Here is a 23,937-nt window from a genome sequence, read left to right on the forward strand (position 1 = left end):
TCCATGGGCGTCGCGGCGTTCAACTATGCCGCGTGGATCCAGCGGTATCCGGAGTTCGGGGCGGTCAGCGAAGAGCGGGCCGCCCTCTTCTTCGCCGAAGCCGGGCTCTACCTCGACAACACCGACGGCAGCGTCGTTTCCGATGTCGCCGTGCGCGGCGTCCTGCTCAACATGCTGGCGGCGCATATCGCGTCCCTTGCCGGCGCGCTCGAACCCAGCGGCCAGCCCACGGGCATGGTGGGGCGCGTCTCGTCGGCATCGGAAGGTTCGGTCTCCGTTAGCGTCGACAGCGGCCTCGAAGCGGGTACCGCGCCCTGGTTCGCCCAGACCAGCTATGGGCTGTCGTTCTGGCAAGCGACCAAGCCCTATCGCTCTGCGATCTACGTCCCGGCACAGGCCTACAATTTCGAGCCGTTCCGGAGCAGGCCGTGGCGACCGTAACCGGCGGCGACCGGATCGCGGAAGTCCTGCGCGAATACGGCGCCAAGCTGGGCCACCTCACCGAGACCCGCGTCGGCTTCCTCGAGAACGCCACCTACCCCGACGGGACGCCGGTCGCGATGGTGGCGGCTCTCAACAACTTCGGCGCACCCGAGGCAGGCATCCCGGCACGTCCGTTCTTCACGAACATGGTGCGCGAGAAGTCGTCGACCTGGGGGGAATCGTTCGCCGCGGTCCTTCGGGCGAATGAGGGCGACACCGGCAAGGCCATGCCGCTGATGGGGGCGGGCATTGCTGGCCAGCTGCGCGAGGCGATCGTGCAAGGTGCTGGCCCCGCGAACAGCCCGGTGACCGACCTGCTATTCCAGCGCTTCCCCATGGGGGGGCAGACCTTCGACGACGTCCAGCAGGCGCGCCGCGATGTCCGTGCCGGCGTGACGGCTCCGGCCAAGAAGCCGCTGAGCTGGACCGGGCACATGCTGGCGAGTGTCGATCACGAGGAGGCGGCATGAACCTGCGCACCATCGCCAATCGGGTGACGTCGCGGATCAATCCCAATGTGGCGGCCACACTGCGCCGGAGCACAGGCTACACGAAGGGGGCGAGCTACGATCAGATCCCGACCTACAGCGAAGAGCCGATCGTGGTTCAGGTACAGGCGCTGACGCAGAAAGAGCTGCAGCACCTCGAAAAGATGAACATCTCCAATGGGCAGGCCAGCGTTTTCGCCAACCGTCAGCTGAGCAGCGCTGATCGCTCAAGTCAGAGCGGCGGCGACATCATCGTGTTCGGTACCGATGTAGCCACGCCTGAAGGTTTGCGCGGACAGACCTGGTTGGTTGTCGCCCTGCTCGAAGGCTGGATCGGCTCCGGTTGGTGCAAGGCCGCAATCACCTCGCAGATGACGGACCCGACGGCATGAACACCGCCCCCACGCAGTTCGATATCTATGTCGCGCTCGGAGACTTTCTGACGGCGGTGACAGGCAATGAGGTCGTGCGCGGGCAAATCAACCGCGTGCCGATGCCCGACGGCCCCGACTTCATCGTAATGCAGTCCGTTGGACGCAGTGCCGTCGCAACGACCGTCCGCGAGTACGACGTCGGCGCGCAGGAACAGGAAATGGGCCTGTCAACGACCCTCACCTTCCAGGTGGACTGCTACGGCCCAGAGGCGGCCGAGGCCGCGCAGACGATCGTGACCACCTTCCGCAGTCTGTGGGGCGTCGAGCAGTTCAAAGCGGCGGGCGTTTCCCCCATGCACTGCACCGACCCGCAGCAGATGCCGGTAATTGCGGGCGAGCAGCAGTGGATCCAGCGCTGGATGATCCAGTGCACTTTCCACGGGACCATCGCCCTCAGCGTGCCCCAGCAATTCGCTGATACGCTGATTACAGGTTTGACGGAGATCACCCATGGCATCTAGCATCCCGGCGTCGGCGATTGTTTCCGTGCTGCCCAGCGTCATCGATGCGGGCGGCTCGGGGCTCGATCTGGTCGGCCTGTTCCTCACCAATTCGACGCGGGTACCGATGGGTGCCGTGCTCTCGTTCTCATCGGCGTCGGGCGTCTCAGCCTATTTCGGCCCGCTCAGCACCGAAGCCGGGCTCGCCGCGATTTACTTCGCCGGTTACGACGGTTCGACGATCAAGCCCGCCGCGCTGCGGTTCTATCGCTACGCTGATGCCGCTGCAGCTGCATTCCTGCGCGGCAACAGCTTGGCAGGCATCACGCTGACCCAGCTGCAGGGGGTCAGCGGCACGCTCACCATTACGGTCGGCGGTGCGGCCAAGACATCGAGCAACATCAGCCTGAGCGCGATCACCAGCTTCAGCGACGCCGCCGCCGCGATCCAGGCCGCGTTTTCGTCGCCCGGCTTCACCGTCACCTACGACAGCATCGCCAATGCCTTCGTGTTCACCTCAGTCGCCACGGGCTCGGCGGCATCGGTCGTCTACACCTCGTCGACCGGATCGCTCGGCGCCAACCTGCGCCTTCGCCCCGCCGATGGTGCCGTGACCAGCGCAGGTGCTGCAGCTTCGACGCCTGCGACCGCGATGGATGCGCTGATCGCGCTGACGCAGAACTTCGTCAGCTTCTCGACCACTTTCGCCGTCTCGACTGCCGACAAGGTCCTGTTCTCGGTCTGGACGGACAGCAAGAACGACCGCTTCGCCTTCGTTGGCTGGGACAATGCCGCAGCGGCCATCGCGAACGGCGACACGACCAGCTTCGGCGCGCAGGTCCGCGCGAACGGCTATTCCGGCGCGGTCCCGATCTACGATCCGAACGACGGCTCCAAGATCGCAGCGTTCCTGATGGGGGCGATCGCCAGCCTCGACTTCGGCCGCACCAACGGCCGGGCAACGATGGCCTTCCGCACCGGCAACGTGACGGCCGGCGTCATCGACCAGACCGTTGCCGCCAACCTGCAGGCCAACGGCTACAACTTCGTCGGCTCCTACGCGACGGCGAACGATGCCTTCACGTTCTTCTACCCGGGCCAGATCAGCGGCGCATTCGACTGGATCGACAGCTGGGTCTGCCAGGTCTGGATGAACAACGCCTTCCAGCTTGCGCTCATGGAGCTGCTGACCAGCGTCGGGCAGGTCCCGTACAACGCCGAGGGCTACGCGCTGATCAAGGCCGCCCTGCGCGGCGTCATCGACAGCGCCGTGAACTTCGGCGCGATCCGTGCCGGTGTCACGCTCAGCGCGCAGCAGAAGGCCGAGGTGAACAATCTCGCCGGTGGCAACGTTGCCGACACGCTCGAACTGCAGGGCTGGTACGTGCTGGTGCAGGACGCTGACGCATCGGTGCGCGCGGCACGCGGCTCGCCGCCATGCACCGTCTTCTACACCGACGGCCAGAGCGTCCAGACCATCACGCTCAGCAGCGTCAACGTCCAGTAAGGGGGATCGAAGATGAACACCCGCACGCTTACCAGCGCCGACTGCATCTTCACGATCTCGGTGGACCCGCTCTTCCCCGTCGCCGTTCGGATTCAGGGTTTCAGCGCCGACGACATCACCGACATCGACGCACAGACGATCAAGGAGACGTCGATGGGCGTCGATGGCCGGCTCAGCGCCGGTTTCATCCCTGCCCCGGCGATGCAGAACGTCACCCTGCAGGCTGACAGCCAGTCCAACGACTTCTTCGACGCCTGGGCAACCTACGAGCGCACCTACAAGCGCGCGCTGGTCGCGACCGGCCAGATCATCCTGCCCGCCGTCGACAAGGTTTTCATCTGCGCCCGGGGCTTCCTGACCACCTACGCCCCGATGCCTGCGGCCCGTAAGACGCTGCAGCCGCGCCGTCACACCCTGACCTGGCAGAGCGTGACCCCGACGCCGGAGATCTGACGTGCGCAAACACAAGACGGTCACCATCGACGCCGAGGGGCGGGACAAGGGCAAGTCGTTCCTTATCGTCGAGAAGTCGGCGTGGGAGACGGAGAAGTGGGCGCTTCAAGCGCTTTCCGTGCTGGCGAAGTCTGGGATGGAGATCCCCGACGACGTCGCGTCCGCAGGCGCGATCGGCCTTCTCGCGGTTGGGCTAGAAGCATTCAAGCGCGCGCCGTATCAGGATGTCGAGCCGCTCATGGCGGCCATGGTCGACTGCATCAGCTTCGTGCCCGACGTTTCAGCCAAGGACCCGATGACCGGGCTGCCCATTACCCGGGCGCTGATGGTGCCCGACAAGTTCAACGACGGCGACATCTCCGAGATCGCGACGCTGTTGAAACTGCGCGCGGAGGTGCTTGAATTGCACTTGGGTTTTTCCATCACCGCCGCCCTCTCAGGTTTGTCGGCGGCGGTGACAGCTTCGAACCAGCAGAATTCGTCAACGCCCCCAGGTCGTGCGGCGCGGTCGTCTCAGCGGGCAAAGCGAGCCTAGCCGAAGTCCAGTCCGTCTATGGGCTGGAGGACGTCTACGATCTGCTCGAAATGTTGGCGGTCACGGCTGAGAACGAGCGCCGTGCACACGAAGCGGCGGAAAGGGCTTAAGGCCGCCACCCCTTCGGGCGCGGCTGTGAGCATGGATGCCAGTCGTATTGCGTCGGGAAGACGCGCCAGTCGCTATACGCCCAACAGATACCTCGACGCTTCAATTCCGCACCGATGCTGTCGCGTGACCGGCAGATGGCATCATTCGGGTCGTGTTGCCCGCCGCGACATTCCGTCTCCATGACCATCCATTGCCGCTGCAACTCCTTGCTGGTCTGGAAATAGCGGGCTTGGGGCTTCGCGTCGGCGCAGACCGATGATGCCGCGGCAGCGAGGCCGACAAACAGATAACCAATCCTGCGCATTGCCTTCCCTTCACTCGCTATCCTGAGGTTACAACCTCGGAGCGCTAAAATGGCCTCGCACGTCATTGACGAATTTGTCACGATCTTCCGGCTCAAGCTAGACGATTTCAAGTCTGGCGCCCGCGAGATCGATGACGAATCGCGCAAGCTGAAAGACGGCCAGAAGAAGACCTTCGACGCGATCGAGCAGTCCGGTCGGAAGGCGGGCGAAACGATCAAGGGCGTCACGCGCGAAGTCGTCGGCTTGGGTCTCGCGTTCATGGGTGCAAAGTCGATCACCGGCTTCCTCGCAAACATGGCGGCGGGCGCTGCCAGCGCCGACCGCTTCGGTCAGATGATCGGGATGTCGGTCAAGCAAATCTGGGCTTGGCGCTCCGCAATGAAGGGCTTCGGCGGGGCTGCCGGAGACGCGGACAGTTCGCTGCAGCGCATCCAGAGCGCGAAGATGCAGTATCAGCGCGGTCAAATGGGGCCGCAGGAGCAGAACCAGTGGGGGATGCTCGGAATCACCGGCAACGACCTGCGCACAGGCAGCGCGGGTGATATCCTGCAGAAGCTGGCGGGCTCACGGCTCCGTACAACGAACCCGCAGTTTTACTCCGACAGCCTGATGCAAATCGGATTGTCCGGCCCGATGGTCTCCATGCTCATGCAAGGGCAGGATGCGGTCAACGAGCTGATTCAGAAGTACGAGGCGAACGCCGACGGGCAAGAAGAATTGGCGAAGGAAACTGAGAAGCTTCAGGAAGAACTCGCCACACTCAACACTCAGTACATGAAGGCGTTGGTTCCGATCCTGCAGCAGATGCTGCCGGTGTTTCAGGCCATATCTGGCTTCCTTGGAAAGATGACTGACACGCCGCAGGAAGCTAAGGATACTCTATCCGGCGCAGCGGCTGGTGCTGCTGCAGGCGGATTGTTGGGGGGGCTACCAGGGGCGGCTATCGGGGCGGTTATTGGCGGCATCGATGGCTGGGGCGTCGGAAGCGTCGCGCGCGGAAACGCCAAAAACCTCTTGCCAGGTAGCGACCATGGGCAAGTCCGCATCCCGCTGCCAAATGCCACACCCGCAGGCGCTGACCCTATCGTCACTTACTTCATGAGGCGCGGCCTGTCCGGCGAACAGGCGCTGGGTATCCGGGCCGGGATTCACGCTGAAGGCGGGTCGCTCGGGATGGCCGCCAATGGAGCGTTCGGCCTTGGGCAATGGCGTGGATCAAGACGGCGAGAGCTATTCAGGCGATACGGCCACAGTCCGTCGATGATGCAACAGCTGGAATTCCTTTGGTGGGAGTTGAACGGCGGTGATCACGGCGGCCGGTCAGTGCTGGCGCAGCGGACAGCCCACGGCACAATGGCGTCCTATTTCCGCGACTTCATGCGCCCACAAGGCCGAAACAATGAGCGATATCGCGACCTGATCGCGGATATGGACCGGGGGCGGAAGTACCTCGCCCGCGCCGGCGCCGGCGTGAACATCGGCCAGATCACCGTCCACACCCAGGCGCGAGACGCCAACGGAATTGCAGGTTCCATCAATGGCGCAATGCAGCGCCGGATCTCGGTTGCCAAAGCTGACCCGATGGTACGGCCCTAATGTCGGTCGCCCAGCCCAACGTGCCGGACACCGCTGGCGTGCCGCCTGTCGCGCGCGCCGATGGCGCAGTGACGACCACCGAGCCCAAGGCCACGGAAGACGCCGTTCCGATCACGGTTACGGCGCTAGCGGAATGGGGCATCTACAACAGCAGCGACGAACTTGCGCTGGAGGCCGACAGCGTGACGTCGGTCGGGTACGATTCGGAGTTCCGGATTGCCGACTTCCCGATCGAGGAAGGCGGGTTCGAGAATTACGACAAGGTCAGCCTGCCATTCCAGACGCGTGTCGTCCTCACCAAGGGCGGCACGATCGAGGAGCGGCGGACCTTCCTTGCAACGCTCGACGAGATCAGGGCGGACACCGAATTGTACTCCGTCGTCACGCCGGAGCGCGCCTACCTCAACGTCAACATCTCGCGCGTCAGCATCGACCGTAGCCGCGAACAGGGCGCCGGGCTGATCAGCGCCGAGATCGTGCTGCAGGAAATCCGGCAGACGGTCACGTCCACCTACACCAGCTCGACTGCAGAGCCTAGCGGGGCCGACGTTCGCAACGATGGCACCGTGCAGCCACAGGCCGCTGACGAGGCGACTAAGCAGGTTGTCGAGGCCAAGAGCACTGCGGTCGCCGCACCGGGCAAGACGCCGTTCTTCTCGTCAAAGCTGGGGCAGACGCTGGTCACGGTGGCCACGGCGGCGGGCTTTCCGGCACAGACGCTGGTCACGCAACTCGGCGGAAAGAGCATCGGCGTCACGCTGGCGCAGAAGGCAACGGGCATGTTCGCCGACATCACCATGAACGGCTTGCCCGTCGTTGCCGGCGTCCTGTGCCGCGACGCCGTGCCATTGATCAACGCCGCGCATCTGGGCTTTCCTGGTGACCTCGCCCTGTTCGACATGAAGGGCAATTCGGACCCCGACTTCACCGGGCTCGGCTCGCGCTTCAAGCTGCTGTGGGCGAGCGCGACATGAGCCTGACGAGCCGCCGGATCACGCTGCAATTCACGCTCGGCCAGGGCGATTTCGGGAGCGCCGGGCAGGATACCGTCACGCTCGAAGGCCTGCGCTGCTCGGTCAACATCGTGCGCGGCGGGCTTTATGGCGGACAGGCCGACGTCCAAGTCTGGGGCATGAGCCTCGACCTGATGAACCGGCTGACGGTTACGCAGAAGTTCTTCTTCGAGGGGCGCCCGAATAACGCGCTTACGATCAGCGCCGGGGACGAGGCCGGAACGTCGGTGTGCTTCACAGGGGGCATCCTTGAGGCATGGGCAGATGGTCGCCAGCAGCCCGATGTCATGTTCCACGTCACGGCAGTTGCGGGACTGGTCGACCTTTCGCAGCCCATCTCGGCGACGAGTTTTCGAGGCGGTGTCGATGCGGCGCTCGCGATCCAGCAGATCGCTGGCCAGATCGGCTATGCTTTCGAGAATTCCGGCGTCCAGGCGACGCTCACCAATCCGTACAAGCCCGGTTCGGCAAAGGCGCAGATCGAGAGCATCTGCCGCGACGTCGACTGCAAGGTGGACTTCGACGAGACGCGCAAGGTTGTCGCGATCTGGCCGAAGGGCGCGGCGCGTCAAGGCAGCATCATCGAGATTTCACCCGCGACAGGGCTCGTCGGTTACCCTGCCTTCTCGCAGGGCGGGATTCAGATCACCACGCTCTACAATCCCGCGCTCGAATTCGGTCGCAAGTTCCGGCTGAAAAGCCAGTTCGAGCCCGCCAACGGCGAGTGGGAAGTCTATGGCCTGGCGCACCGGCTCGAAGCCAACGTTCCCGGCGGACAGTGGTTTTCCGACATTCAAGCCAACTATCTGGAGTTCGCCCAGTGACCACTGGCTTCGGCGGCGTTGCTGCAACCCATGATGACGCGAGCTTCGTCGACTTCATCGCCCGCCAGGTCATGAACACCATGGCCACCAACGCTCCCGTCAAGGTGCTGGCCGTCCACGACACGTCATCGGGCCCGCGCGTCGATGTGCAGATCATGGTCAACCAGATCGACGGTGCCGGAACAGGCATTCCGCATGGCACGATTCACGACCTGCCGGTGCAGACCGTACGCGCCGGGAATTGCGAGATCAGGGTCAAGCCGCGCGTCGGCGACGTCGGGCTGGTCTCGTTCTGCCACAGCGATATCTCGGCGGTGAAGGAGACCGGAGACGTTGCCAATCCGGGCAGCCGGCGGCGCTTCGACTGGTCCGATGGCATCTATTGCGGCAGCGTGCATGCCCAGGGCGCGGCGACGACGTTCATCGAGATCGATGCAGACGACAATGTCGCGATCACGGCGCCTAAGGTCACGATCACCGTCACGGACAAGGTCGATGTCGCCGGGTCAGTCAACACCTCGGCAGAATACCGCGTCGGCGGTACCAAGGTTGTCGGCGCGCAGGCCGGATCGATCACCGCACCGACCGGCGGCTCGACAGTCGACAGCCAAGCGCGCACCGCAATCGGTGCCATCCTCTCTGCACTTCGGGGGCACGGCCTGATCTCGTCCTAGACTAGATTACATGGCCGCAACTCTCCTCCTCGATCGCGACAACTGGGACCTGGCCGTCGATGCAACCGGCAACATCGCCGTTGCGACCGAACCCTATTCCCGTGAACAGGACGTCGCGTCGGAGTGCCGCGTCTTTCAGGGGGAGGCCTGGTACGACACGACTCTCGGCGTTCCCTACCTGACATCGATCCTCGGCCGCCCGGTGCCGATGCTGCTCATCAAGGAGCGGCTGGCGGCCGCGGCGCGGCGCGTTCCCGGCGTCCGCAACGTCGTCGTCTACCTCACCGACATCTCGCAGCGCGGTGTTCGCGGGCAGGTTCAATTCGAAGGCGGGGCGACCACGCTATGAGCAATGTTCCTTCCCCGGCATTCACGACGGCGGGCCTTACCGTTCCGACCGAGAGCGCCATCAAGGAGGGGCTGTGGGCCGACTTTCAGGCGGCGTTCGGCGGCAACCTCAACGAATCCGATGCGACCCCGCAAGGCCAGCTTGTCACCTCACTGACCGCCGTCATTGGCGCCGCGAATGACCTGCTGCTGAGCTACGTCAACCTCGTCGATCCGGCGCGGACATCGGGCCGGATGCAGGACGCGATCGGGCGCATCTACTACATGGAGCGCATCGCGGGTCAGCCGACTGTCGTGACCTGCACCTGCACCGGGCGCGCCGGCACCGTCATTCCCGATGCTGCGCTCGCCCAGGCAACGGACGGCAGGCTTTACCAATCGCTGGGGGCCGTCACGATCCCGAGCGGCGGAACCGTTTCGATCGACTTCGCCAGCGTTGATGTCGGACCGATCGAATGCGCTCCCGGCACCCTGACGCGGATCTATCGCGTCGTCCCCGGTTGGGATGCGATCACCAACCCAAGCGCGGGGGTGCCGGGACGCAACATCGAGACCGCGACCGAATTCGAGGCGCGCCGGGCCGGTTCCGTGGCCGCCAACGCTGCGGGCAGCTTGCCCGCCGTCAAGGGCGCCGTGCTGGCTGTCGACGGCGTCTCCGATGCCTACGTGACCGAGAACGCGACGGGCTCGGCGGTGACCATCGGCGGCGTCAGCATCGCGGCCCGCTCGATCTACGTCTGCGTCAGTGGCGGCACCGATGCCGACGTCGCGAAGGCCATCTGGTCGAAGAAGCCGCCGGGTTGTGCCATGACGGGCTCGACGTCTGTCACTGTCACCGACACCAGCGAAGGCTATTCGCCGCCCTACCCTTCCTACACGGTGAAGCTGCAGCGGCCGACGCCGAAGCCGATCTATTTCGCTGTCGCGCTGGCCGACAACGGGCAGGTCCCGGCGGACGCAGAGGCGCAGATCAGAGCCGCGATCGCCGCGGCGTTCGCAGGGCAAGACGGCGGCCCGCGCGCCCGCATCGGCGGCAAGGTCTACGCCCTGCGCTTCGTCTCTGCCGTCGCCGGTCTCGGCACCTGGGCGCAGGTCGTATCGCTGCAGATCGGCACGACGTCTTCACCGACCAGCTCGGAAGTCGATGCCGGTATCGGTGAAATCCCGACGCTGGCCCAAGCGAACATCTCGGTCACGCTGGTATGACGCTCGAGGCCTTCACCTCGCAGCCGCTGGGCTATGCCGGTGGCCCGGACAGCGGTCGGGCGACATTCTTCGACGTCCGCCGCACCGTGCTGAGCCAGTATGCGAACAGCCCGGTCCTGCTGGGCCTGATCGATGCGCTTGCCTACTCGATCGATCCCGAGGCGGCGTTCGATGACTTCTACGACACGGTCTGGAACGTCGACACGGCCATCGGCTTCGGGCTGGATATCTGGGGCCGGATCGTCGGTGTCGCCCGGTCGCTTTACGTCTCGGAAGGAAGCTTTCTAGGTTTCTCGCAGAGCGCCGATGCCGTACCGTTCGGTTCCGGCCCGTTCTATTCCGCATCACGACTGACGCCGAATTTCAGCTTGGCGGATGACGCCTATCGCCAGCTGATCCTCGCCAAGGCAGCAGCCAATATCACCGACTGCGCGATCCCGTCGATCAACGCGATCCTGCGCGCGCTCTTCCCCGGCTACGGCAACGTCTACGTCCGCGACAACGGCAACATGACGATGACCTATGTTTTCGGCGCTGCACTGTCGAAAGTTGATTACGCCATCGTCACGCAATCAGGTGCGCTCCCCCGCCCTGCCGGTGTGTCGGTGTCCGTGGAGACGTCCTGATGCAGCAGTCCGATATTCCGCCCCGGTTCCTGATCCCCTTCGCGGACGGCGCTGGGGCTGGTTACATCCGCGCCATCCCGCAAGCGCACCAGGCTGCGACCTCGACAGACGCGCCGGCTAGCCTCTTCGACGGTTTTCCACCCGAAACGTTCCTGCCCGAAGCATCCGGCGGCATCCCGCCCAACGGCAAGGACTTCAACGGCATCCTGAATTGGCTGTCGCTGGCGGTACGGTGGGCGCAGGCTGGTGGCCCGGTATTCTTCGATGCTGCCTTGTCGAGTGCCATCGGCGGCTATCCGAAGGGCGCCGTGCTCGCTTCGGCTGCAACCGATGGCCTCTTCTTCGTCTCGCAGGTCAACAACAACACGGCCGACCCGGACGTCAATGCGACCAACTGGCAGACCATGGGCGCGACCAAGCGAACCATCGCCGGCTCGGCATGGCGGCGTGTGAACTCCGACGGCTGGATCGAAACCGGCGGTGTCGCAGCCATTGGCCGCTCCACCGAGGGCAACTTCACGCTGACGTTCCCGCAGGCATTTCCGAACGCCTGTCTCGGTGTCGTGGCGACGGTCATCAATTCGAGCCAGTCGAACACCGGGCAGACCACCATTCAGGAGGTGTCGCTCTCGGCTGGGTCTGCACTGCTCTATGCGCAGAACCACCAGTCGAGCCTCGTCGACATCGCCGGCGGCATCCGCTGGCGGGCGTGGGGGTACTGATGCCTACCTGGCTCGACGATGCGGCACGGGTGCTTGGTGGCGGCGCTGGGCTCGGCGCAGGCCTAGGGAGCGCTTTTTTCGCCCTGAAATGGGTCTTCGAGTACGTTGGGGGTCGAATGGATCGACGCGCTGCGGCTTTGGATGACGGCACGCAGCGGCTCATGGACCGCCTCGAAGCCCGGATCGACGAGCTGACGAAGCGGGTAACAACTGTCGAGCGAGAGCTTGCCGACTGTCAAACCAAGCATGCTGAGAGCGAGGCGAAGGCCGCGCGGTTGGAGGCAATGCTGCTGGCAACTCGGCCGGGCCTCAAGCGTGCGTTCCCACCCGAGGACTGCATCCCGAAGGACATGGCGGTCTTGGCCGCGAAGATGGACGGGGGCTCGGAATGAACATCACAGACCTCCAACGCGAGATCGGCGCCACGCCCGACGGCATCTGGGGCCCAAAGTCGACCGGCGCGCTCCTCGCCAAGTTCACGAACACCGACGCCCCGACACTGTCTCCTGCCGAGATCGCGGGCGCTGCGGTGCGTCTCGGCTGCTCGATCCACCAGATCGATGCCGTTCGCAAGGTGGAAGCCGCTGGCCGGGGCTTCGATGCTGTGGGCCGCCCCAAGATCCTGTTCGAACGCCATCGCTTCCACAAATTGACGGGTGGGCGGTACACGCCTGCGCCGTTTAGCCAGCGTGATTGGGGCGGCTACGATGTCAGTTCGTGGACGAAGCTCTGCAGCGCCATCGCAACCGGCGAGGTTGACGCGGCTTTCCAGTCGGCAAGCTGGGGCGCGTTTCAGGTCATGGGCGAATGGTGGGACGAGCTTGGCTATCGTTCGCCCTATGCGTTGGCCTGGTCAACGGCACAGAGCGAAGGCGACCAGCTTGAACTGCTGATCCGGTACATCGAGCATAACCGCCTGCAGGACGAACTGGCGGCCCTGACATCGAACCCGGAAACCTGCCGCGCCTTCGCTGCGGCGTACAATGGGCCGTCGTATCGCAAGAATCGGTACGACGAGAAGCTGGCGCAGGAGATGGCGGCATGACCCGCATCCCGCACCTCCAGATCGTGGTCGGAGCCAGTCTGCTCGCAGTGCTCGGCTACTTCGGCTTCTCGGTCTGGGTCTTTGGCTGGACCGCCGATGCGGCCCTCCGGGGCGACGTCGTCGGCACATGGAAGAGCTTTGCCACGCTGGCCTTCGGCTTCTGGCTGGGCAGCAGCTCGGCCGGCAAGGCCAAGGACGGCGAGCCTGCGCCCGTGGCGGTCGTGAACGGTCCCGACGCCCCTGTCCCCGTGGAGACGCAACCATGATCCCGCCCCCGATCTTCTGGCGCATCCTTGCCGCGCTGGCACTCATCGCTGCAATCTTCGCCGCGCTGCAGCTCTACGTGCACAACGCCGTGGTCGCCGATCGCAACGAGGCCCGCGCCGATGCCCTGACCAAGGGCAAGCAAGCCGACGACATGGCGGGACAGATCGCCGCGTCCACCGCCGCAACAATTCAACAGGAGAATGACGATGCTCGCCAAGCTGCGGCTCGCTCTGATGATCCCCTCGCTGATGGCCTGCGCAGCCTGCGGGCCAACAAGGGTCGAGCGGATCAAGCCTCCCGCTGATCTGCTGGTCTGCGCCGATGAACCGCAGGCGCCGGACCTCCCGGGCCGCGACCAGCAAGCCCAGCGCGATGCTCTGACGCTAAACTACGTGCTCTCCCTGCGCGATGCGTGGGGAGACTGCCGCGCCAAGGTCGATGGCCTGCGCGCTTGGACGGAAGGGAACTGAGATGGCTGCTACCAAGGACGACGTGGCGCTGACTTCGACCTGGGTCGATCTCACCGTGCAGTTCACTGACCTCGTCTCGGCCTCGGCGTTTGTGCAGTGCAAAGGCCCGGACGAGGTCCTGATCTATTGGGGAGGCGCATCGGCACCGACCGGATCGAACGGGACCATCATGGGGCGTGCGGTCATGTCCTATGGCACCTCGGATCATATCTGGGTCCGTGCCCTGCGCGCCAACGCCGCCGTCTCCTGCGGCCTGACCGACTGATGAAGTCTCTCGACCTCCGGGCACCTGGCTTGCGCGGGCGTGGGAGCCACGACCTGCGGGCGGGCCTGCCCAAGGGGTACGCCTTCGTCACCACCAACGGCGGCCTGAGCCGCGTCACCACCACTTCGGGCGGGCGCACCGCCTTTGTTATCGCGAGGGTTTCGTAATGGCTGGGAACACAGTTGATATTCAGGCTCTCAATCTGCAAGTCAGAGGCGATAGGTCGATCCAAGAGCGGGCAGTCCGGGAGGGTTATCCCCTTACCGCTAGCAGTATCGGGGCAAGTAATTCGGGCGGCGGGTTGGCGATTGGCGCTTCTCTCGGCGGCATCGGCCCCGGACCGGGGCAGGCATGGTTCATTGAGAGCATCAGCCTGACTTCGCTTATCGATGTCGTTGTGTGGGTGCAGCGAGCGATGGCACCGATCATTGCCAACGGCGCGGCCTCGCAACTTACGCCTGTACTGGTCGGGCCAAACTACGGCTGCCCCACGATCACCATCAACTCCATTCTCCGCGAGGGCGAAAGCATTTCATTCATCTTGCGGACGACCGTTACAACGGGATCCGGGACAGACACGTTCCAGTTCCGGGCGGGGATGACCGGGCATCGAATGACCAATGACTTTGCGTTCGAAGCCCCGAAGGTTTGGCTCGCTATTGGCGACAGTATCACGAATACCACCGGCCCGACCTACGGCAGCGAGTTCTACACGGCCCAGGTGGCCCGCGCTTACAGGGCACAGGGGAAGTGGTATCGCCGCATCCTTAAAGGCGATGGTGGCTGGCAGACGGCCCACGCAGTAATTGCCATGAAGCGAGGGGTGCTTGATGTCCCGCAGGCTGATCTAGTTACCCTGATGCTGGGCACGAACGAGTTGCTCCTAACCGATGTTCAAACAAACCTTCCGCCCTTATTGGCATGGATGCGGGATATGTATCCCAGTGCCAAGAAGTGCATCATTGGTGCGCCGCCACGGCAGGACAGCATTGAGACATCAGTATTGCAGCCAGTTCGCTCCTATGCAGCCTCTGCAGTTAGCGCGCTTAATGACCCAAGCTTCCGCTTTACGTCGCTTGCGACGGCTTTCAGTGCGGTTGGTGACACTAACTACATAACCACAGACGGCACGAGTTCGGGAGCGCGGGTCCACCCCAACCTGGCAGGTCATACCGCTATGGCAACCGCACTGAAGGCCGATTGGGACAACGCCTCTTTCGTCTGATCACTGTCCAGCCCTGCGTTGCACACCGCGCATCAGGTGATTGAACGATGACCCGAACCCTCGACCTCCGCTCCGCAGACGCCCGCCGCAAACCCGGCCTGGATCTGCGCGCCGGAGGCCCGGGATCGCTGCCCAACGGCGGCCAGTTCGTCACATCGACAGTCGGCGGCAAAACGAAGTACGTCACCGCCGTCGATGGCGGAAAGACCAAGTACGTCATCGTGCAAGGCGCCGCGGCCTTCACCGCCACCACAATCGACAGCGCAGCCGACATTGGCTCCGTCGCCGGCAGCTTCAGCGCATCGACGCCAACGGGTGCAGCGGCATCCTACGCGCTGCTCTCCGATCCAAGCGGCCTGTTCGCGATCTCCGGCAGCAACCTGGTGCTGGCAGACAACCCGGTTGCGGGGACGTTCCCGCTGATCGTCCTGGCGACGGATGCGACGGGGTGGCGGTATCGGTTGGTTACTTCGGTGACGGTGGCGGAGGGCGCGATCACGCTGCAGGCCGTCAACTTCTCTAGAATTCCGCAGATCGGCGTGCCAGCTGACGGGATCACGATCGAAGGCGTGCTCGACGGCGTGACCCCGACGCTCGACGTTCCGGGCCTGACGCTCGATGCGACGGTGCGACCGGTGAAGGTGCTCGGCACGGCAACGGCATCGGGCGACAGCTTCTCGATCACGCAGACGGCGCCGAATGCGACGAACAGTCCACTGGTCAGCCCGGTGAGTGTCTTGGCTGGCGCGCCGTCGTTCACGGTGCAGCCGTCCCTGCAGGCCGGAAATGTCTATGAGGTTGGCCAGACTGTTGGTGCTGACCCCGGCGCTGCCCCGGGCGGAACATCGGTCGGCTACAAGATCTTCCGTCGCTCCGGCACGACCGGCGTGGGTGCCGCAATTCCGTACAATGAGGGCGGCGATTCCCAGACGCGTGTGATCCCCTCGACCGAAGAGGGCTGGCAGTATCGCTGGCGCATCCGCTGGTACCGCGGCTCGCTTTACGGCGAGGCCTACACGCCTTGGACCGACACGATCGTACTGGCGCCCCCGGGACCGCCGGTGTTCACTCAGCAGCCGTCGATCACCGTGACGGGCTCCGAAGTTGGCGATGTCGCAACGTGGGTGGCCGGCACCGCTACAGGTTCGTCCGGTGCGCCCCAGCGGCAGTGGGTCGCCAACGGCGTGCCGATCGATGGCGCCACGGGCACGACGTATCAGTTCCAGTGGGCGGATAGGTACAAGACGATCGAATGCCTTGAGTTGCGGACCAACAGCTCAGGCAAGGTAGCTGTCGCTCGCTCATCGAACAGCGCGACGATTTCGCCGAAGCTGTCGCGCAACTATCACGGCAACCCGTCGTGGTTTGATGGCAGCCGCAAGCGCTATCCGACCCCCGTGCTCATCACGCCGTACGAGCCGGGCAAGAAGGGCACCGCGAAGGTGCTCAACAGCTTCAGCTCGCGACAGCGCACCTTCGATAAGCGTGTCGATTTCTACTATCGGGGCAATTTGCACTGGCAGACGCCAGGCACTCCCATGGGCAACGCCATCGTCAACCAGGTCGGGCGCAACGGTATCTATTGGGGCTTCGAGACCAACGGTTGGAAGACACAGCACACCCGGGCATGGGGCCGCGTATCCTTCGTCGGCATCAAGGGCGGCGACGTTGCCGGCGATCAGGACCAGATCTTCTACGGCGGCAGCGACATCAGCGTTTCCGGCTATCAGGAAACTGACATTCAAGGCTGCTACCTGCCGACCAAAGGCACTTACGCGAACCCGTTCATCACCCCGAACACGCCATCGTCGGGCTACAACTCTGCGCCGATCAAGAGCATCGAGCGGATAAGCAGCGGCACGAGCGGGAGCATCCGGATCATCATCGACACGGTGAACGTGCCGACCGGATTCCGCGCGCCCGTGGTTGTCGATGCCAACGGCGATGCAGGCTACCTGATCGTCTACGGCGCGCAGGTGAGCGCAGGTGTTACCACCGACGTAAACGTCGACTGGAACACCAACTACGCGGTCGTGAGCTACAACGCCGCAACCGGCGAGATCATCGCCACACCGGAACTGGGCAGTTCATTCGGTCCGGCCAATGGCGCGCGTGCCGTGAACAATACCGGCCAGTGCTGTGTGCTGGTCAAGAAGGCCGACAACCACTCAGATGGTGGCCAGAAGAACAAGGGCGTGGCTGGCCGCACCCGACGCGACGGCAACACCTACTACGGCAACTACACCGCCTGGGGCGTCGACGGAAACACATCCGACAATGACAACGAGTGCATCATCTCCAACGAGAACGTGCGCCGCCGCCTCGACAAGAACCCGCAGGAATACACCGCCCCTCTCATCTATCTCGGGCTTTCCGCTGGCTCGCCGTATCGGCGCGAGGCGACGAACGTCTACATCGAGAATACGCCGCCACGCATCGGTTTCGACCGGATGCTTTTCCCGCCCAACGACGCGGTGACGCTGCCCAATGGCAACCAGTTCCTTCCCTTCGAGGGCGACAACTGGTCCAATTGGCGCGGCGGCGTCGAGTACGGCACTCCGCCGAACGGCGACTATGCGCCGCCGACGCTCGATGTCTGGAATTACCAGTACCAGTTCCACAATCAGCGCGATCCTGTGAGCGCGGACATGACCGGCATCAGCCTGACCGCCACGCCGTTTTCTGGCGGCGCAGCAGTCGGGACCGAGGTTGGCCAGCTGATCCTGGCACACAACTGGGTCGATGGTCTGAACGATTCCGCCGGTCGCCCGGTGATAGTCGACTTCGTGATCAGTGGCCCGAACGCCGGGAAGGTTTCGCAGGGCTGGTCGGGCCTGCTCTACACCACTGCCGCGACTGGAACGTCAGCGTTTGACATTCAGGTCACGGCAGTGGTGCGAGACAGCGCGCTAAACTACGGGGCTGTGGTGCAGTTCGGCCCGGTGAATATCACGATCACGCCAAGCTAGACGTACTGGAAAAGGAGATCGGTCTCGGCGACATGTCCCACGGTGCTGATCTGCATTTCGAAGCTGCCGTTGTGGTCGGCATCAATCTGCAAGAGCGAGCCTGAGGCCGTCTGCGTGATCTTAACGGCAGTGCCAACACCAAGAGCCGTCAAGTCGATCTTGTCCAGGCCAGTTTGGAAGTCGTTGATGATGTCGCGGTTGTTGCCACCGATGCCGCTGTCGCCGACATTGAACTTGAAGAAGTCGCCGCCGGCGCCGCCGGTCAAGATGTCTTTGCCACCGTTGCCAACGATGAGATCGCGCCCGGCTCCACCATCAAGGCGATCGGTCGACGCACCGCCTTGGATTTCGTCGTCAGCTGAGCCGCCGGTGAAGTTGAAGTGTTCAAAGTTGGTAATCAGGCCCGCCAGCTCGCGATAGCTCGGCTTGCCAACGTTGAACTCGCCGTAGATGACGGCGGGCTTCATGGTCAGTGGGATAACCTGATCTGACAAGTCGATCGTCAGCGTGTCGTCGCCGGCACCGCCATCGAAGCTCGGCTTGAGCGCGTCATAATGCTGATAGGTCTGGCCCAGCGTCCACGACACGTTGTCGTCACCACTGCCGCCGTGGAAGTCGACATGGAGGTTGCGGATCGTGATGGAGCTACCCGCGTCGCCTGTCGTCAGCTGATTGTCTGCGAACTGCTGCTTCCCGCCGAGAAGATTGTAATTTGTGGCTTCCTCATCGGTCGCGAAGCCACGCTCGTATATGAAGTAGTCGGCGAAGCTCGCCGATGCATCGATGCTGAAACCATGTTGCGGCTTAACGCCGATCAACTGCCTTGCCATGCTTCTCGCTCCTTACAGAGCGACCCGTGCGCCCGCGTTTTGCGAGTCGGAGCGCAAGTTAAGCGATTGGTTTCATTTGGGACAGATGGTTAAGGCCAGCTTTTTCCTTGGGCGCCAGCATAGAAAAGGCCCGCCTCTCGCTTGCTGAAAGAGGCGGGCCATACACCGGACAGCCAATGATACGCGCTGATGCGACCTTGGTTCCTACCCTCGCGCATTCCACTCCGCCGCGGCTTCCCGTTCTGTCCTGTGGACGCCGGTTGCGTGGCTACCGTTGCCCGTCGCCATATCGGTCTCGCACTGGACGACATATCCAGCCTTGGCGAGGCCGTTGTAGAACGACGGGACCGGTTCGCCGCCGCACTTGCTACAGGGTCCTAGCTCGATAGATGCAGGCTCGGACGGCGCGACAGGTGCTTCGGTCCGGCCGGTCTGCTCCAGCTTGTGAAGCAGCGGGAACACCTCGTCCTCAAGTAGCTTGCGCAGGTCGAGAAACGCGACGTAGGCGTCCCGCTTCAGGTGCACGCCATGTTCGCACCTTCCGCCTTCGGGGAACATGGCGAGGCGGGCGTAGAGCCCTTTCAGGCGGTCGTGCAGGCTCATGGCTGGCCCTTCACCGGCCCGCTCTCATCGATCAGGATTGCGAGCCGTTCAGCCAGACCGGTCAATTCCTCGGTAATGCCGGACAGTTCCTTGCGACCGCTGGCTTCTGCTCGCCAGTAGATCAGCGAGGACCTGAGGTGGGCGAGCGCCTTTTCAAGTTCGGCGGCGGCGTGCTGGGGGTTGTTGGTCATCGCGAATCCTTTCGTGCGCCCCGTCTATACCCCTTTTCCGGCATACCGGATGCGTCGGCGTGAGCTTATGCGGATGCCAGGCCGAAAGGCTTAGGGGCCGGCGCGTTGCCTGAGACGGCGGGTCGGCCCCGATGGTCAATCTTCTGCTTAGGTCTTGGCTCCCATGATGGCGAGGACGGCGGTGGCGTAAGTCATTGCTCCATCGCGGCGACGCTTCTCGGCGCGTGCAAGCTTCACCGGGTCGGCCAGGTATTCAGGAGAACCGAACACCGGCCCCATGCGCGCCTCAATGGCGTCCGCCACTTCCTCCACGCTCGGCACCAGCACCAGCTTGCCTGCTCGGTAGAGGTTGACGAGGCTGACGATGAACTCAAGATTTGGAGACAGGCGTTCTGCCGTAGCCCCTTCCTCGTCTATTATCCCGATGGGAAAATCGTCCACTTCCACGAGGCCATGGCATCTCTCATCAGGCCCGGTCGCTGTGTAGTGAGCACCAATCGCCCACTCCCCCTGCGTCGCAGCCGCATCCAGCGCGGCTAGTTCTTCGTTTGTCATGGGTGGGTTAGCAGATGTGCCCATCGCTCTCGTCCTTTCCGCAGTAGTAGCACCAGTGATCGTACGGGCAGTGCCGCCCGGTGGCATAAGGCTCGTTGTCGCGAAGCTGCGGGCAATAGACCCACCCGCATTCACCATCGCGCGCCGCGTGGCATTGCTGCTTCTCTGGCTTGAGGTACACGCGAACCCGCAAGCGCGCCGCGCCGCAAGGCGACAGGGTGACGATCTCATCCGGCTCGCGAACCTCGCTCACTGACGCTCTCCCATTGCTGCGAGGGCTGCGCGGATAGCTTCGTGGTTTTCCATCACATGCAGGCCGATTTCCTCGGGGCTGTGGTCGAACACGGTACAGCCCTCTTCCTTCGGCCCGTCTGGCGAAAGCATGGCGATCAGTTCCAGCACCGCTTCATGCTCCACGGCCTGCGCCACAGGTTCGGCGTCCGGTGCGCGGTGGCGGGCGAGAACTTCGGCTTCGAAGCGGGCGAAGGCATCTGCGACAAGCCGGATCGCTGCGTCCCGGTCGGCGGAATGGCACAAGTGCTGTGCGATGCTTCCTGCCCAGCCAACATGCGCTTGCGTCACGGTCACATCACTCGACATAGGTGTTCTCCTTGGTGGCTACGCAGACGATGCGGCCCTGCCCAAGTCCCGCTTGGAACTGCTTTTCCAGCTTTTGCGTAATCTTCTGCCGCTGGCTCTGTGAGATATAGCCGTGCAGGAACAGCACACTTGCAGCCTGATCGATGCGCGCCGCCCAAGAGCCGCCGCACCAGTCAGGCGCGGGCTGAACCAGTTTTTCAATTTCCACGTTCTTGCTCCTTGGTGGATAGGATGGCGGGGAGACGTGGGCGATCCTCGAAATAGTCGTCGGAACTCTGCACAATCTCGGTATCGCGCTCGATCTGGCCTTCTTGGAATATCCAATAGCCAGCGTCCCGCCCGTCGAGCGGTTTCAGATTGAGGTGGGAGACAACAAGGAACTCACCGCCATTGTTAGCAGGCCGGGTGCCGACCACATGCTTGTACATGTAGTACCGCTTTCGACGCGCGCCGGTAAAGTGGAACACCTTGAGGACATCGCCAACTTTGATCTGGCGACCGTGCTTGTCGTAAGCCGCAGCTTCCAGCTTATCCCTCATGGCGGTTGTCCCCCATAGGTACGGGCGCATCGCTTTCAGCGACCGGGCTGGCGGGCGTTGCCCCAAGCCCTTTCAGGTCTTGGCCTTCGGCGCTCATCCCTTGCGCAAGTCCATCACGGGCCACGCTTTGCAGGTACTCGAAGTTCTGGTTGCCAGAATGTTGGTCCACGTAGGCGACCTCTGCGATCCAGCGCAGCACGCCACGCAACCGGTGGCATTCGATGGCAAGTTGGCGGTTGGCTTCAGTCAGGATGATGATGCGTTGGGTGGGCGCCCTCGACTGGACTGACCTGTCCTTATCGCCCGTTATCCTCGCGGAAGGGGGTTCAGCATAAAGCGGCATAGTGGCCGCGCCGCATGGGCAGTCAAACAGTACCATGCCGTTCGCTTCGAACTCGCCTTTGCGGTTCAGCATCTCTGCGTTGATGTAGCCAATTGGCTCGGCTCCTTCTACACAATCGGCGCAGTAGCAGCCGGGGTAGGGTACGTGCGTCATGGCCGGACGCCCGGAATTATCCTTCATTTTCCTGCTCCTGTAGGATTGAGCGAACGGCGATCCCGAGCGGGGTGAGGCGAAATGCATGTCGGAAGCGCGTGTTTGGCCTCATCGTACCTAAGTCTCCGAGATCAGCACGAACGTGAATGTTGGGCCACGGAGGGTTCGTGTATTCATCCAGCCAAGGGTTCTCTTCCGGCGTGGCAAGCAACGCCCGCTTCTGCGCATCCGTAAGCCCTGCGGCGATGGCTTGGGGGTCGGTCATTGTCCTTCACCTGCCTGTGCTGGAGGGGTGGGGAGCTTGGCTGCGGCAATCGCGGCGGTAACTTTCCGCTCCACCAATCCACGGTTCATATTTGCACCGCGCAAAAGAGCGTCGGCCAATTCCAACGCCTCAAGAAGGTCAGGCCCTTGGCGCGATAGGCTCTGCCAACCGTCTGGCTGCAAACTAGGAGATTCATCCTCGTTGTTTTCCCAGCAAGCGCCACCAGACCAGCAGGGGGGATGCTCCCCCTCGATCTCTGCGACCCACTGATCGCAGGAAGTGTCCATGTCGGACATCGCACCGTTCGGGATGAGCCGGGCGAGAAAGGTCATCTGCCCGGCTTTCACGCGCACGACGGTATTGTACGGCGCGCTCTCGATATCCTTCCATTCAGGCCATGCTGTCATGATGGGGCTCCTTGGGTGTGCAGGTCCAAGACGTCCGCGTGTAGACATTCACGTTGAACGCCTTCTCGCAGCTCTCGCACTCAAATTCGGTCAAAGCTTCATCGTAGAAGAAGCCGCCATCGTGCTTGTGGGTGTATTCGCAGTACGGGCAGACCGGCGCGTCAGTGCTGTAGGTCTCACTCACCATTGCCAGTCTCCCCAGCAACGCAGGCACATGGTGTCCTCGGTGCAGTCGTTCAGATCGTAGGGACAGCGATAGGGGTCAGTGCGCCGGATGAAGCGCGCCAGCGTGAGCGCACCGAAAACGCTTAGCGCGGCGAGGATGAAGAGCGCGGCGGTCATGCGGCGGCCCTCCGCATTCCGCAGTTTCCACCTAAGTTATTGAAATCAGCGTGTGGATAAGTCCGACTTTCCGCACGAGGACCGGCCTTAGAGGCCGTGTCTGACCGGTTTTTGGTACCGGCATTCGCAGGTTCGAATCCTGCCGCCCCAGCCAGGCAGGCGCATTAGCGGCAAATTTCGTGCCCCAGCCGCTTCGTCGGGCATGACGCGATCACTCAGACGTCAGGTAACCGGCCCGGGATAGGGGATCGTGGCGAGGCCTGCCGTGCCGCAATCGACTTCGAACAGTGCGCCGTCGAATTCGGTCGCGTCCAGACCGATCGAGGCCGACGTCACGAACATGCGATCGTGGTTTTCTCCGGCGAAGGCGATGTTGGTGATTCGCCGTGCCGGCAGTTCGATCGTCCGCACGCGGACGCCATCGGGCGAATAGCGGCTGATGCGCCCGCCATCCCAGTGCGCGATCCACACGAAGCCATCGGCATCGGTCGTCATGCCGTCGGGGAAGCCATCGTCTTCATCGAAGACGGCGAACACGCCATCCTTCTGCGCCCGGCCGTCCTCCAGCGCAAAGCGGTAGATCGTCCGCCGCCCGCTGTCGGTGTGGTAAAGCCATCGGTTGCAGGGGGAAAACGTGGGGCCGTTCGGCACGATGTAGCCGATGTCGATGATCGACATGTCGCCCTGCGGGCCGATGCGATAGAGCGAGCCGCTGGCCTGCGTTTCGCCCATGTCCATCGTGCCGCACCAGATGGCGCCGGTGGCATCGGTCTTGCCATCGTTCATCCGGTTGCCCGGAAGGTGCGCCTCGATCGCCTTGCGCGGCCCGACGACGAGTTCGGGATCGACGGTGATGGGCGCGATGCCGGAGCGGAAGCCGCCAACCAGTCCGCCATCGGCATGGACCACCACCCAGCCGAGCGGCTCGGGCATGTCCCAGCGTTCGACCTGCATCGTCGACAGCGCCAAGCGATTGAGGGCGGGCGCCAGGATGTCGACCCAGTAGAACGCGTTGTCACGGGCGCACCACAGGGCGCCTTCGCCCAGGACATCGCGAACGCCGGCGCGCTCGATCACCTTCCAGTTCGACATGGCGGCACCCG

Annotated in this window: 38 protein-coding genes; 24 read left to right on the forward strand and 14 right to left on the reverse strand. The window is 63.5% G+C overall.

Translation table 11 applies throughout. The annotated features are described in order from the left end of the window. The first annotated feature begins 3 nt into the window (after nucleotides 1–3). The 24 genes from HHL27_RS08990 to HHL27_RS09100 all read left to right on the forward strand — a co-directional run bounded on the left by HHL27_RS08990 (nucleotide 4) and on the right by HHL27_RS09100 (nucleotide 18,006). Nucleotides 4–441 carry a DUF4054 domain-containing protein gene (locus HHL27_RS08990; protein WP_169493063.1) on the forward strand — a complete coding sequence of 146 codons (438 nt, stop codon included), beginning with the start codon at nucleotides 4–6 and terminating at the stop codon, nucleotides 439–441. Further along, nucleotides 429–953 (forward strand): hypothetical protein, encoded by a 525-nt coding sequence (locus HHL27_RS08995; RefSeq protein WP_169493064.1) that lies wholly within the window; start codon nucleotides 429–431, stop codon nucleotides 951–953. The genes HHL27_RS08990 and HHL27_RS08995 overlap by 13 nt, the downstream gene beginning before the upstream one ends. Further along, nucleotides 950–1,363: a hypothetical protein gene (locus HHL27_RS09000; protein WP_169493065.1), complete on the forward strand. Its 414-nt coding sequence runs from the start codon at nucleotides 950–952 to the stop codon at nucleotides 1,361–1,363. Before HHL27_RS08995 ends, HHL27_RS09000 begins: the two co-directional genes overlap by 4 nt. Beyond that, entirely contained in the window at nucleotides 1,360–1,866 is a 507-nt protein-coding gene (locus HHL27_RS09005) for a phage neck terminator protein (RefSeq protein ID WP_169493066.1), read from the forward strand. The genes HHL27_RS09000 and HHL27_RS09005 overlap by 4 nt, the downstream gene beginning before the upstream one ends. Continuing rightward, complete coding sequence (locus tag HHL27_RS09010; protein ID WP_169493067.1) at nucleotides 1,856–3,352, forward strand: DUF3383 domain-containing protein; 1,497 nt, start codon at nucleotides 1,856–1,858, stop codon at nucleotides 3,350–3,352. The genes HHL27_RS09005 and HHL27_RS09010 overlap by 11 nt, the downstream gene beginning before the upstream one ends. A 12-nt stretch (nucleotides 3,353–3,364) precedes the next feature. Beyond that, entirely contained in the window at nucleotides 3,365–3,805 is a 441-nt protein-coding gene (locus HHL27_RS09015; RefSeq protein ID WP_169493068.1) for a phage tail fiber protein, read from the forward strand. Between the two features lies 1 nt (nucleotide 3,806). Further along, nucleotides 3,807–4,340 carry a hypothetical protein gene (locus HHL27_RS09020; protein WP_169493069.1) on the forward strand — a complete coding sequence of 178 codons (534 nt, stop codon included), beginning with the start codon at nucleotides 3,807–3,809 and terminating at the stop codon, nucleotides 4,338–4,340. Between the two features lie 464 nt (nucleotides 4,341–4,804). Further along, nucleotides 4,805–6,352 carry a phage tail tip lysozyme gene (locus HHL27_RS09025; protein WP_169493070.1) on the forward strand — a complete coding sequence of 516 codons (1,548 nt, stop codon included), beginning with the start codon at nucleotides 4,805–4,807 and terminating at the stop codon, nucleotides 6,350–6,352. Next, nucleotides 6,352–7,326 (forward strand): phage baseplate plug family protein, encoded by a 975-nt coding sequence (locus HHL27_RS09030; protein WP_169493071.1) that lies wholly within the window; start codon nucleotides 6,352–6,354, stop codon nucleotides 7,324–7,326. The genes HHL27_RS09025 and HHL27_RS09030 overlap by 1 nt, the downstream gene beginning before the upstream one ends. Then, complete coding sequence (locus HHL27_RS09035; protein WP_169493072.1) at nucleotides 7,323–8,189, forward strand: baseplate hub protein; 867 nt, start codon at nucleotides 7,323–7,325, stop codon at nucleotides 8,187–8,189. Before HHL27_RS09030 ends, HHL27_RS09035 begins: the two co-directional genes overlap by 4 nt. Beyond that, nucleotides 8,186–8,863, forward strand: a complete 678-nt coding sequence (locus HHL27_RS09040; protein ID WP_169493073.1) for a Gp138 family membrane-puncturing spike protein — start codon at nucleotides 8,186–8,188, stop codon at nucleotides 8,861–8,863. The genes HHL27_RS09035 and HHL27_RS09040 overlap by 4 nt, the downstream gene beginning before the upstream one ends. A gap of 10 nt (nucleotides 8,864–8,873) precedes the next feature. Beyond that, nucleotides 8,874–9,212 (forward strand): contractile injection system sheath initiator, encoded by a 339-nt coding sequence (locus tag HHL27_RS09045; RefSeq protein WP_169493074.1) that lies wholly within the window; start codon nucleotides 8,874–8,876, stop codon nucleotides 9,210–9,212. Beyond that, complete coding sequence (locus tag HHL27_RS09050) at nucleotides 9,209–10,417, forward strand: baseplate J/gp47 family protein (protein WP_169493075.1); 1,209 nt, start codon at nucleotides 9,209–9,211, stop codon at nucleotides 10,415–10,417. Before HHL27_RS09045 ends, HHL27_RS09050 begins: the two co-directional genes overlap by 4 nt. Then, the gene (locus tag HHL27_RS09055) at nucleotides 10,414–11,043 is read left to right on the forward strand and encodes a DUF2612 domain-containing protein (protein WP_169493076.1); all 630 of its coding nucleotides are present in this window, start codon (nucleotides 10,414–10,416) and stop codon (nucleotides 11,041–11,043) included. Before HHL27_RS09050 ends, HHL27_RS09055 begins: the two co-directional genes overlap by 4 nt. Then, nucleotides 11,043–11,765, forward strand: coding sequence for a gp53-like domain-containing protein (locus tag HHL27_RS09060; RefSeq protein WP_169493077.1), 723 nt, complete (start codon nucleotides 11,043–11,045; stop codon nucleotides 11,763–11,765). The genes HHL27_RS09055 and HHL27_RS09060 overlap by 1 nt, the downstream gene beginning before the upstream one ends. Then, nucleotides 11,765–12,157, forward strand: a complete 393-nt coding sequence (locus tag HHL27_RS09065) for a hypothetical protein (protein ID WP_169493078.1) — start codon at nucleotides 11,765–11,767, stop codon at nucleotides 12,155–12,157. The genes HHL27_RS09060 and HHL27_RS09065 overlap by 1 nt, the downstream gene beginning before the upstream one ends. After that, complete coding sequence (locus HHL27_RS09070) at nucleotides 12,154–12,810, forward strand: N-acetylmuramidase domain-containing protein (RefSeq protein WP_169493079.1); 657 nt, start codon at nucleotides 12,154–12,156, stop codon at nucleotides 12,808–12,810. The genes HHL27_RS09065 and HHL27_RS09070 overlap by 4 nt, the downstream gene beginning before the upstream one ends. Continuing rightward, nucleotides 12,807–13,076 carry a hypothetical protein gene (locus tag HHL27_RS09075; protein ID WP_169493080.1) on the forward strand — a complete coding sequence of 90 codons (270 nt, stop codon included), beginning with the start codon at nucleotides 12,807–12,809 and terminating at the stop codon, nucleotides 13,074–13,076. The genes HHL27_RS09070 and HHL27_RS09075 overlap by 4 nt, the downstream gene beginning before the upstream one ends. Further along, nucleotides 13,073–13,381 carry a hypothetical protein gene (locus tag HHL27_RS09080; RefSeq protein ID WP_169493081.1) on the forward strand — a complete coding sequence of 103 codons (309 nt, stop codon included), beginning with the start codon at nucleotides 13,073–13,075 and terminating at the stop codon, nucleotides 13,379–13,381. Before HHL27_RS09075 ends, HHL27_RS09080 begins: the two co-directional genes overlap by 4 nt. Continuing rightward, on the forward strand, nucleotides 13,326–13,547 hold the full coding sequence (gene lysC / locus HHL27_RS22885; RefSeq protein ID WP_420874037.1) for an Rz1-like lysis system protein LysC: 222 nt from the start codon (nucleotides 13,326–13,328) through the stop codon (nucleotides 13,545–13,547). The genes HHL27_RS09080 and lysC overlap by 56 nt, the downstream gene beginning before the upstream one ends. Before the next feature lies 1 nt (nucleotide 13,548). Then, nucleotides 13,549–13,812, forward strand: a complete 264-nt coding sequence (locus tag HHL27_RS09085) for a hypothetical protein (RefSeq protein ID WP_169493082.1) — start codon at nucleotides 13,549–13,551, stop codon at nucleotides 13,810–13,812. After that, nucleotides 13,812–13,979 carry a hypothetical protein gene (locus tag HHL27_RS09090; protein WP_169493083.1) on the forward strand — a complete coding sequence of 56 codons (168 nt, stop codon included), beginning with the start codon at nucleotides 13,812–13,814 and terminating at the stop codon, nucleotides 13,977–13,979. The genes HHL27_RS09085 and HHL27_RS09090 overlap by 1 nt, the downstream gene beginning before the upstream one ends. Next, nucleotides 13,979–15,037 carry an SGNH/GDSL hydrolase family protein gene (locus HHL27_RS09095; RefSeq protein ID WP_169493084.1) on the forward strand — a complete coding sequence of 353 codons (1,059 nt, stop codon included), beginning with the start codon at nucleotides 13,979–13,981 and terminating at the stop codon, nucleotides 15,035–15,037. The genes HHL27_RS09090 and HHL27_RS09095 overlap by 1 nt, the downstream gene beginning before the upstream one ends. Nucleotides 15,038–15,084: 47 nt before the next feature. Next, nucleotides 15,085–18,006: a hypothetical protein gene (locus HHL27_RS09100; protein WP_169493085.1), complete on the forward strand. Its 2,922-nt coding sequence runs from the start codon at nucleotides 15,085–15,087 to the stop codon at nucleotides 18,004–18,006. Here HHL27_RS09100 and HHL27_RS09105 read toward each other — a convergent pair. The 14 genes from HHL27_RS09105 to HHL27_RS09170 all read right to left on the reverse strand — a co-directional run bounded on the left by HHL27_RS09105 (nucleotide 18,003) and on the right by HHL27_RS09170 (nucleotide 23,926). Beyond that, the gene (locus HHL27_RS09105; RefSeq protein WP_169493086.1) at nucleotides 18,003–18,836 is read right to left on the reverse strand and encodes a calcium-binding protein; all 834 of its coding nucleotides are present in this window, start codon (nucleotides 18,834–18,836) and stop codon (nucleotides 18,003–18,005) included. The genes HHL27_RS09100 and HHL27_RS09105 overlap by 4 nt on opposite strands. 204 nt (nucleotides 18,837–19,040) lie before the next feature. Then, nucleotides 19,041–19,439: a Lar family restriction alleviation protein gene (locus HHL27_RS09110; protein ID WP_169493087.1), complete on the reverse strand. Its 399-nt coding sequence runs from the start codon at nucleotides 19,437–19,439 to the stop codon at nucleotides 19,041–19,043. Then, the gene (locus tag HHL27_RS09115) at nucleotides 19,436–19,630 is read right to left on the reverse strand and encodes a hypothetical protein (protein WP_169493088.1); all 195 of its coding nucleotides are present in this window, start codon (nucleotides 19,628–19,630) and stop codon (nucleotides 19,436–19,438) included. The genes HHL27_RS09110 and HHL27_RS09115 overlap by 4 nt, the downstream gene beginning before the upstream one ends. A gap of 147 nt (nucleotides 19,631–19,777) precedes the next feature. After that, on the reverse strand, nucleotides 19,778–20,209 hold the full coding sequence (locus HHL27_RS09120; protein ID WP_206069484.1) for a hypothetical protein: 432 nt from the start codon (nucleotides 20,207–20,209) through the stop codon (nucleotides 19,778–19,780). Continuing rightward, complete coding sequence (locus HHL27_RS09125; protein WP_169493090.1) at nucleotides 20,193–20,438, reverse strand: hypothetical protein; 246 nt, start codon at nucleotides 20,436–20,438, stop codon at nucleotides 20,193–20,195. The genes HHL27_RS09120 and HHL27_RS09125 overlap by 17 nt, the downstream gene beginning before the upstream one ends. Further along, nucleotides 20,435–20,785 carry a hypothetical protein gene (locus tag HHL27_RS09130; RefSeq protein WP_169493091.1) on the reverse strand — a complete coding sequence of 117 codons (351 nt, stop codon included), beginning with the start codon at nucleotides 20,783–20,785 and terminating at the stop codon, nucleotides 20,435–20,437. Before HHL27_RS09130 ends, HHL27_RS09125 begins: the two co-directional genes overlap by 4 nt. Continuing rightward, nucleotides 20,775–20,993: a hypothetical protein gene (locus tag HHL27_RS09135; protein WP_169493092.1), complete on the reverse strand. Its 219-nt coding sequence runs from the start codon at nucleotides 20,991–20,993 to the stop codon at nucleotides 20,775–20,777. Before HHL27_RS09135 ends, HHL27_RS09130 begins: the two co-directional genes overlap by 11 nt. After that, nucleotides 20,983–21,324, reverse strand: coding sequence for a hypothetical protein (locus HHL27_RS09140; RefSeq protein WP_169493093.1), 342 nt, complete (start codon nucleotides 21,322–21,324; stop codon nucleotides 20,983–20,985). Before HHL27_RS09140 ends, HHL27_RS09135 begins: the two co-directional genes overlap by 11 nt. After that, entirely contained in the window at nucleotides 21,314–21,847 is a 534-nt protein-coding gene (locus HHL27_RS09145) for a hypothetical protein (RefSeq protein WP_169493094.1), read from the reverse strand. The genes HHL27_RS09140 and HHL27_RS09145 overlap by 11 nt, the downstream gene beginning before the upstream one ends. Continuing rightward, nucleotides 21,837–22,085, reverse strand: coding sequence for a hypothetical protein (locus HHL27_RS09150; protein WP_169493095.1), 249 nt, complete (start codon nucleotides 22,083–22,085; stop codon nucleotides 21,837–21,839). Before HHL27_RS09150 ends, HHL27_RS09145 begins: the two co-directional genes overlap by 11 nt. Further along, entirely contained in the window at nucleotides 22,082–22,492 is a 411-nt protein-coding gene (locus HHL27_RS09155) for a hypothetical protein (protein ID WP_169493096.1), read from the reverse strand. Before HHL27_RS09155 ends, HHL27_RS09150 begins: the two co-directional genes overlap by 4 nt. Beyond that, nucleotides 22,476–22,676 (reverse strand): hypothetical protein, encoded by a 201-nt coding sequence (locus HHL27_RS09160; RefSeq protein ID WP_169493097.1) that lies wholly within the window; start codon nucleotides 22,674–22,676, stop codon nucleotides 22,476–22,478. Before HHL27_RS09160 ends, HHL27_RS09155 begins: the two co-directional genes overlap by 17 nt. After that, a complete protein-coding gene (locus HHL27_RS09165; protein ID WP_169493098.1) occupies nucleotides 22,673–22,834 on the reverse strand; it encodes a hypothetical protein in 162 nt (53 codons plus the stop codon). The genes HHL27_RS09160 and HHL27_RS09165 overlap by 4 nt, the downstream gene beginning before the upstream one ends. Nucleotides 22,835–23,056: 222 nt before the next feature. Continuing rightward, nucleotides 23,057–23,926 (reverse strand): SMP-30/gluconolactonase/LRE family protein, encoded by an 870-nt coding sequence (locus HHL27_RS09170; protein WP_169493099.1) that lies wholly within the window; start codon nucleotides 23,924–23,926, stop codon nucleotides 23,057–23,059. Between the last annotated feature and the right edge of the window lie 11 nt (nucleotides 23,927–23,937).

The sequence above is a fragment of the Novosphingobium olei genome (assembly GCF_012927405.1).
Taxonomy (GTDB): Bacteria; Pseudomonadota; Alphaproteobacteria; order Sphingomonadales; family Sphingomonadaceae; genus Novosphingobium; species Novosphingobium olei.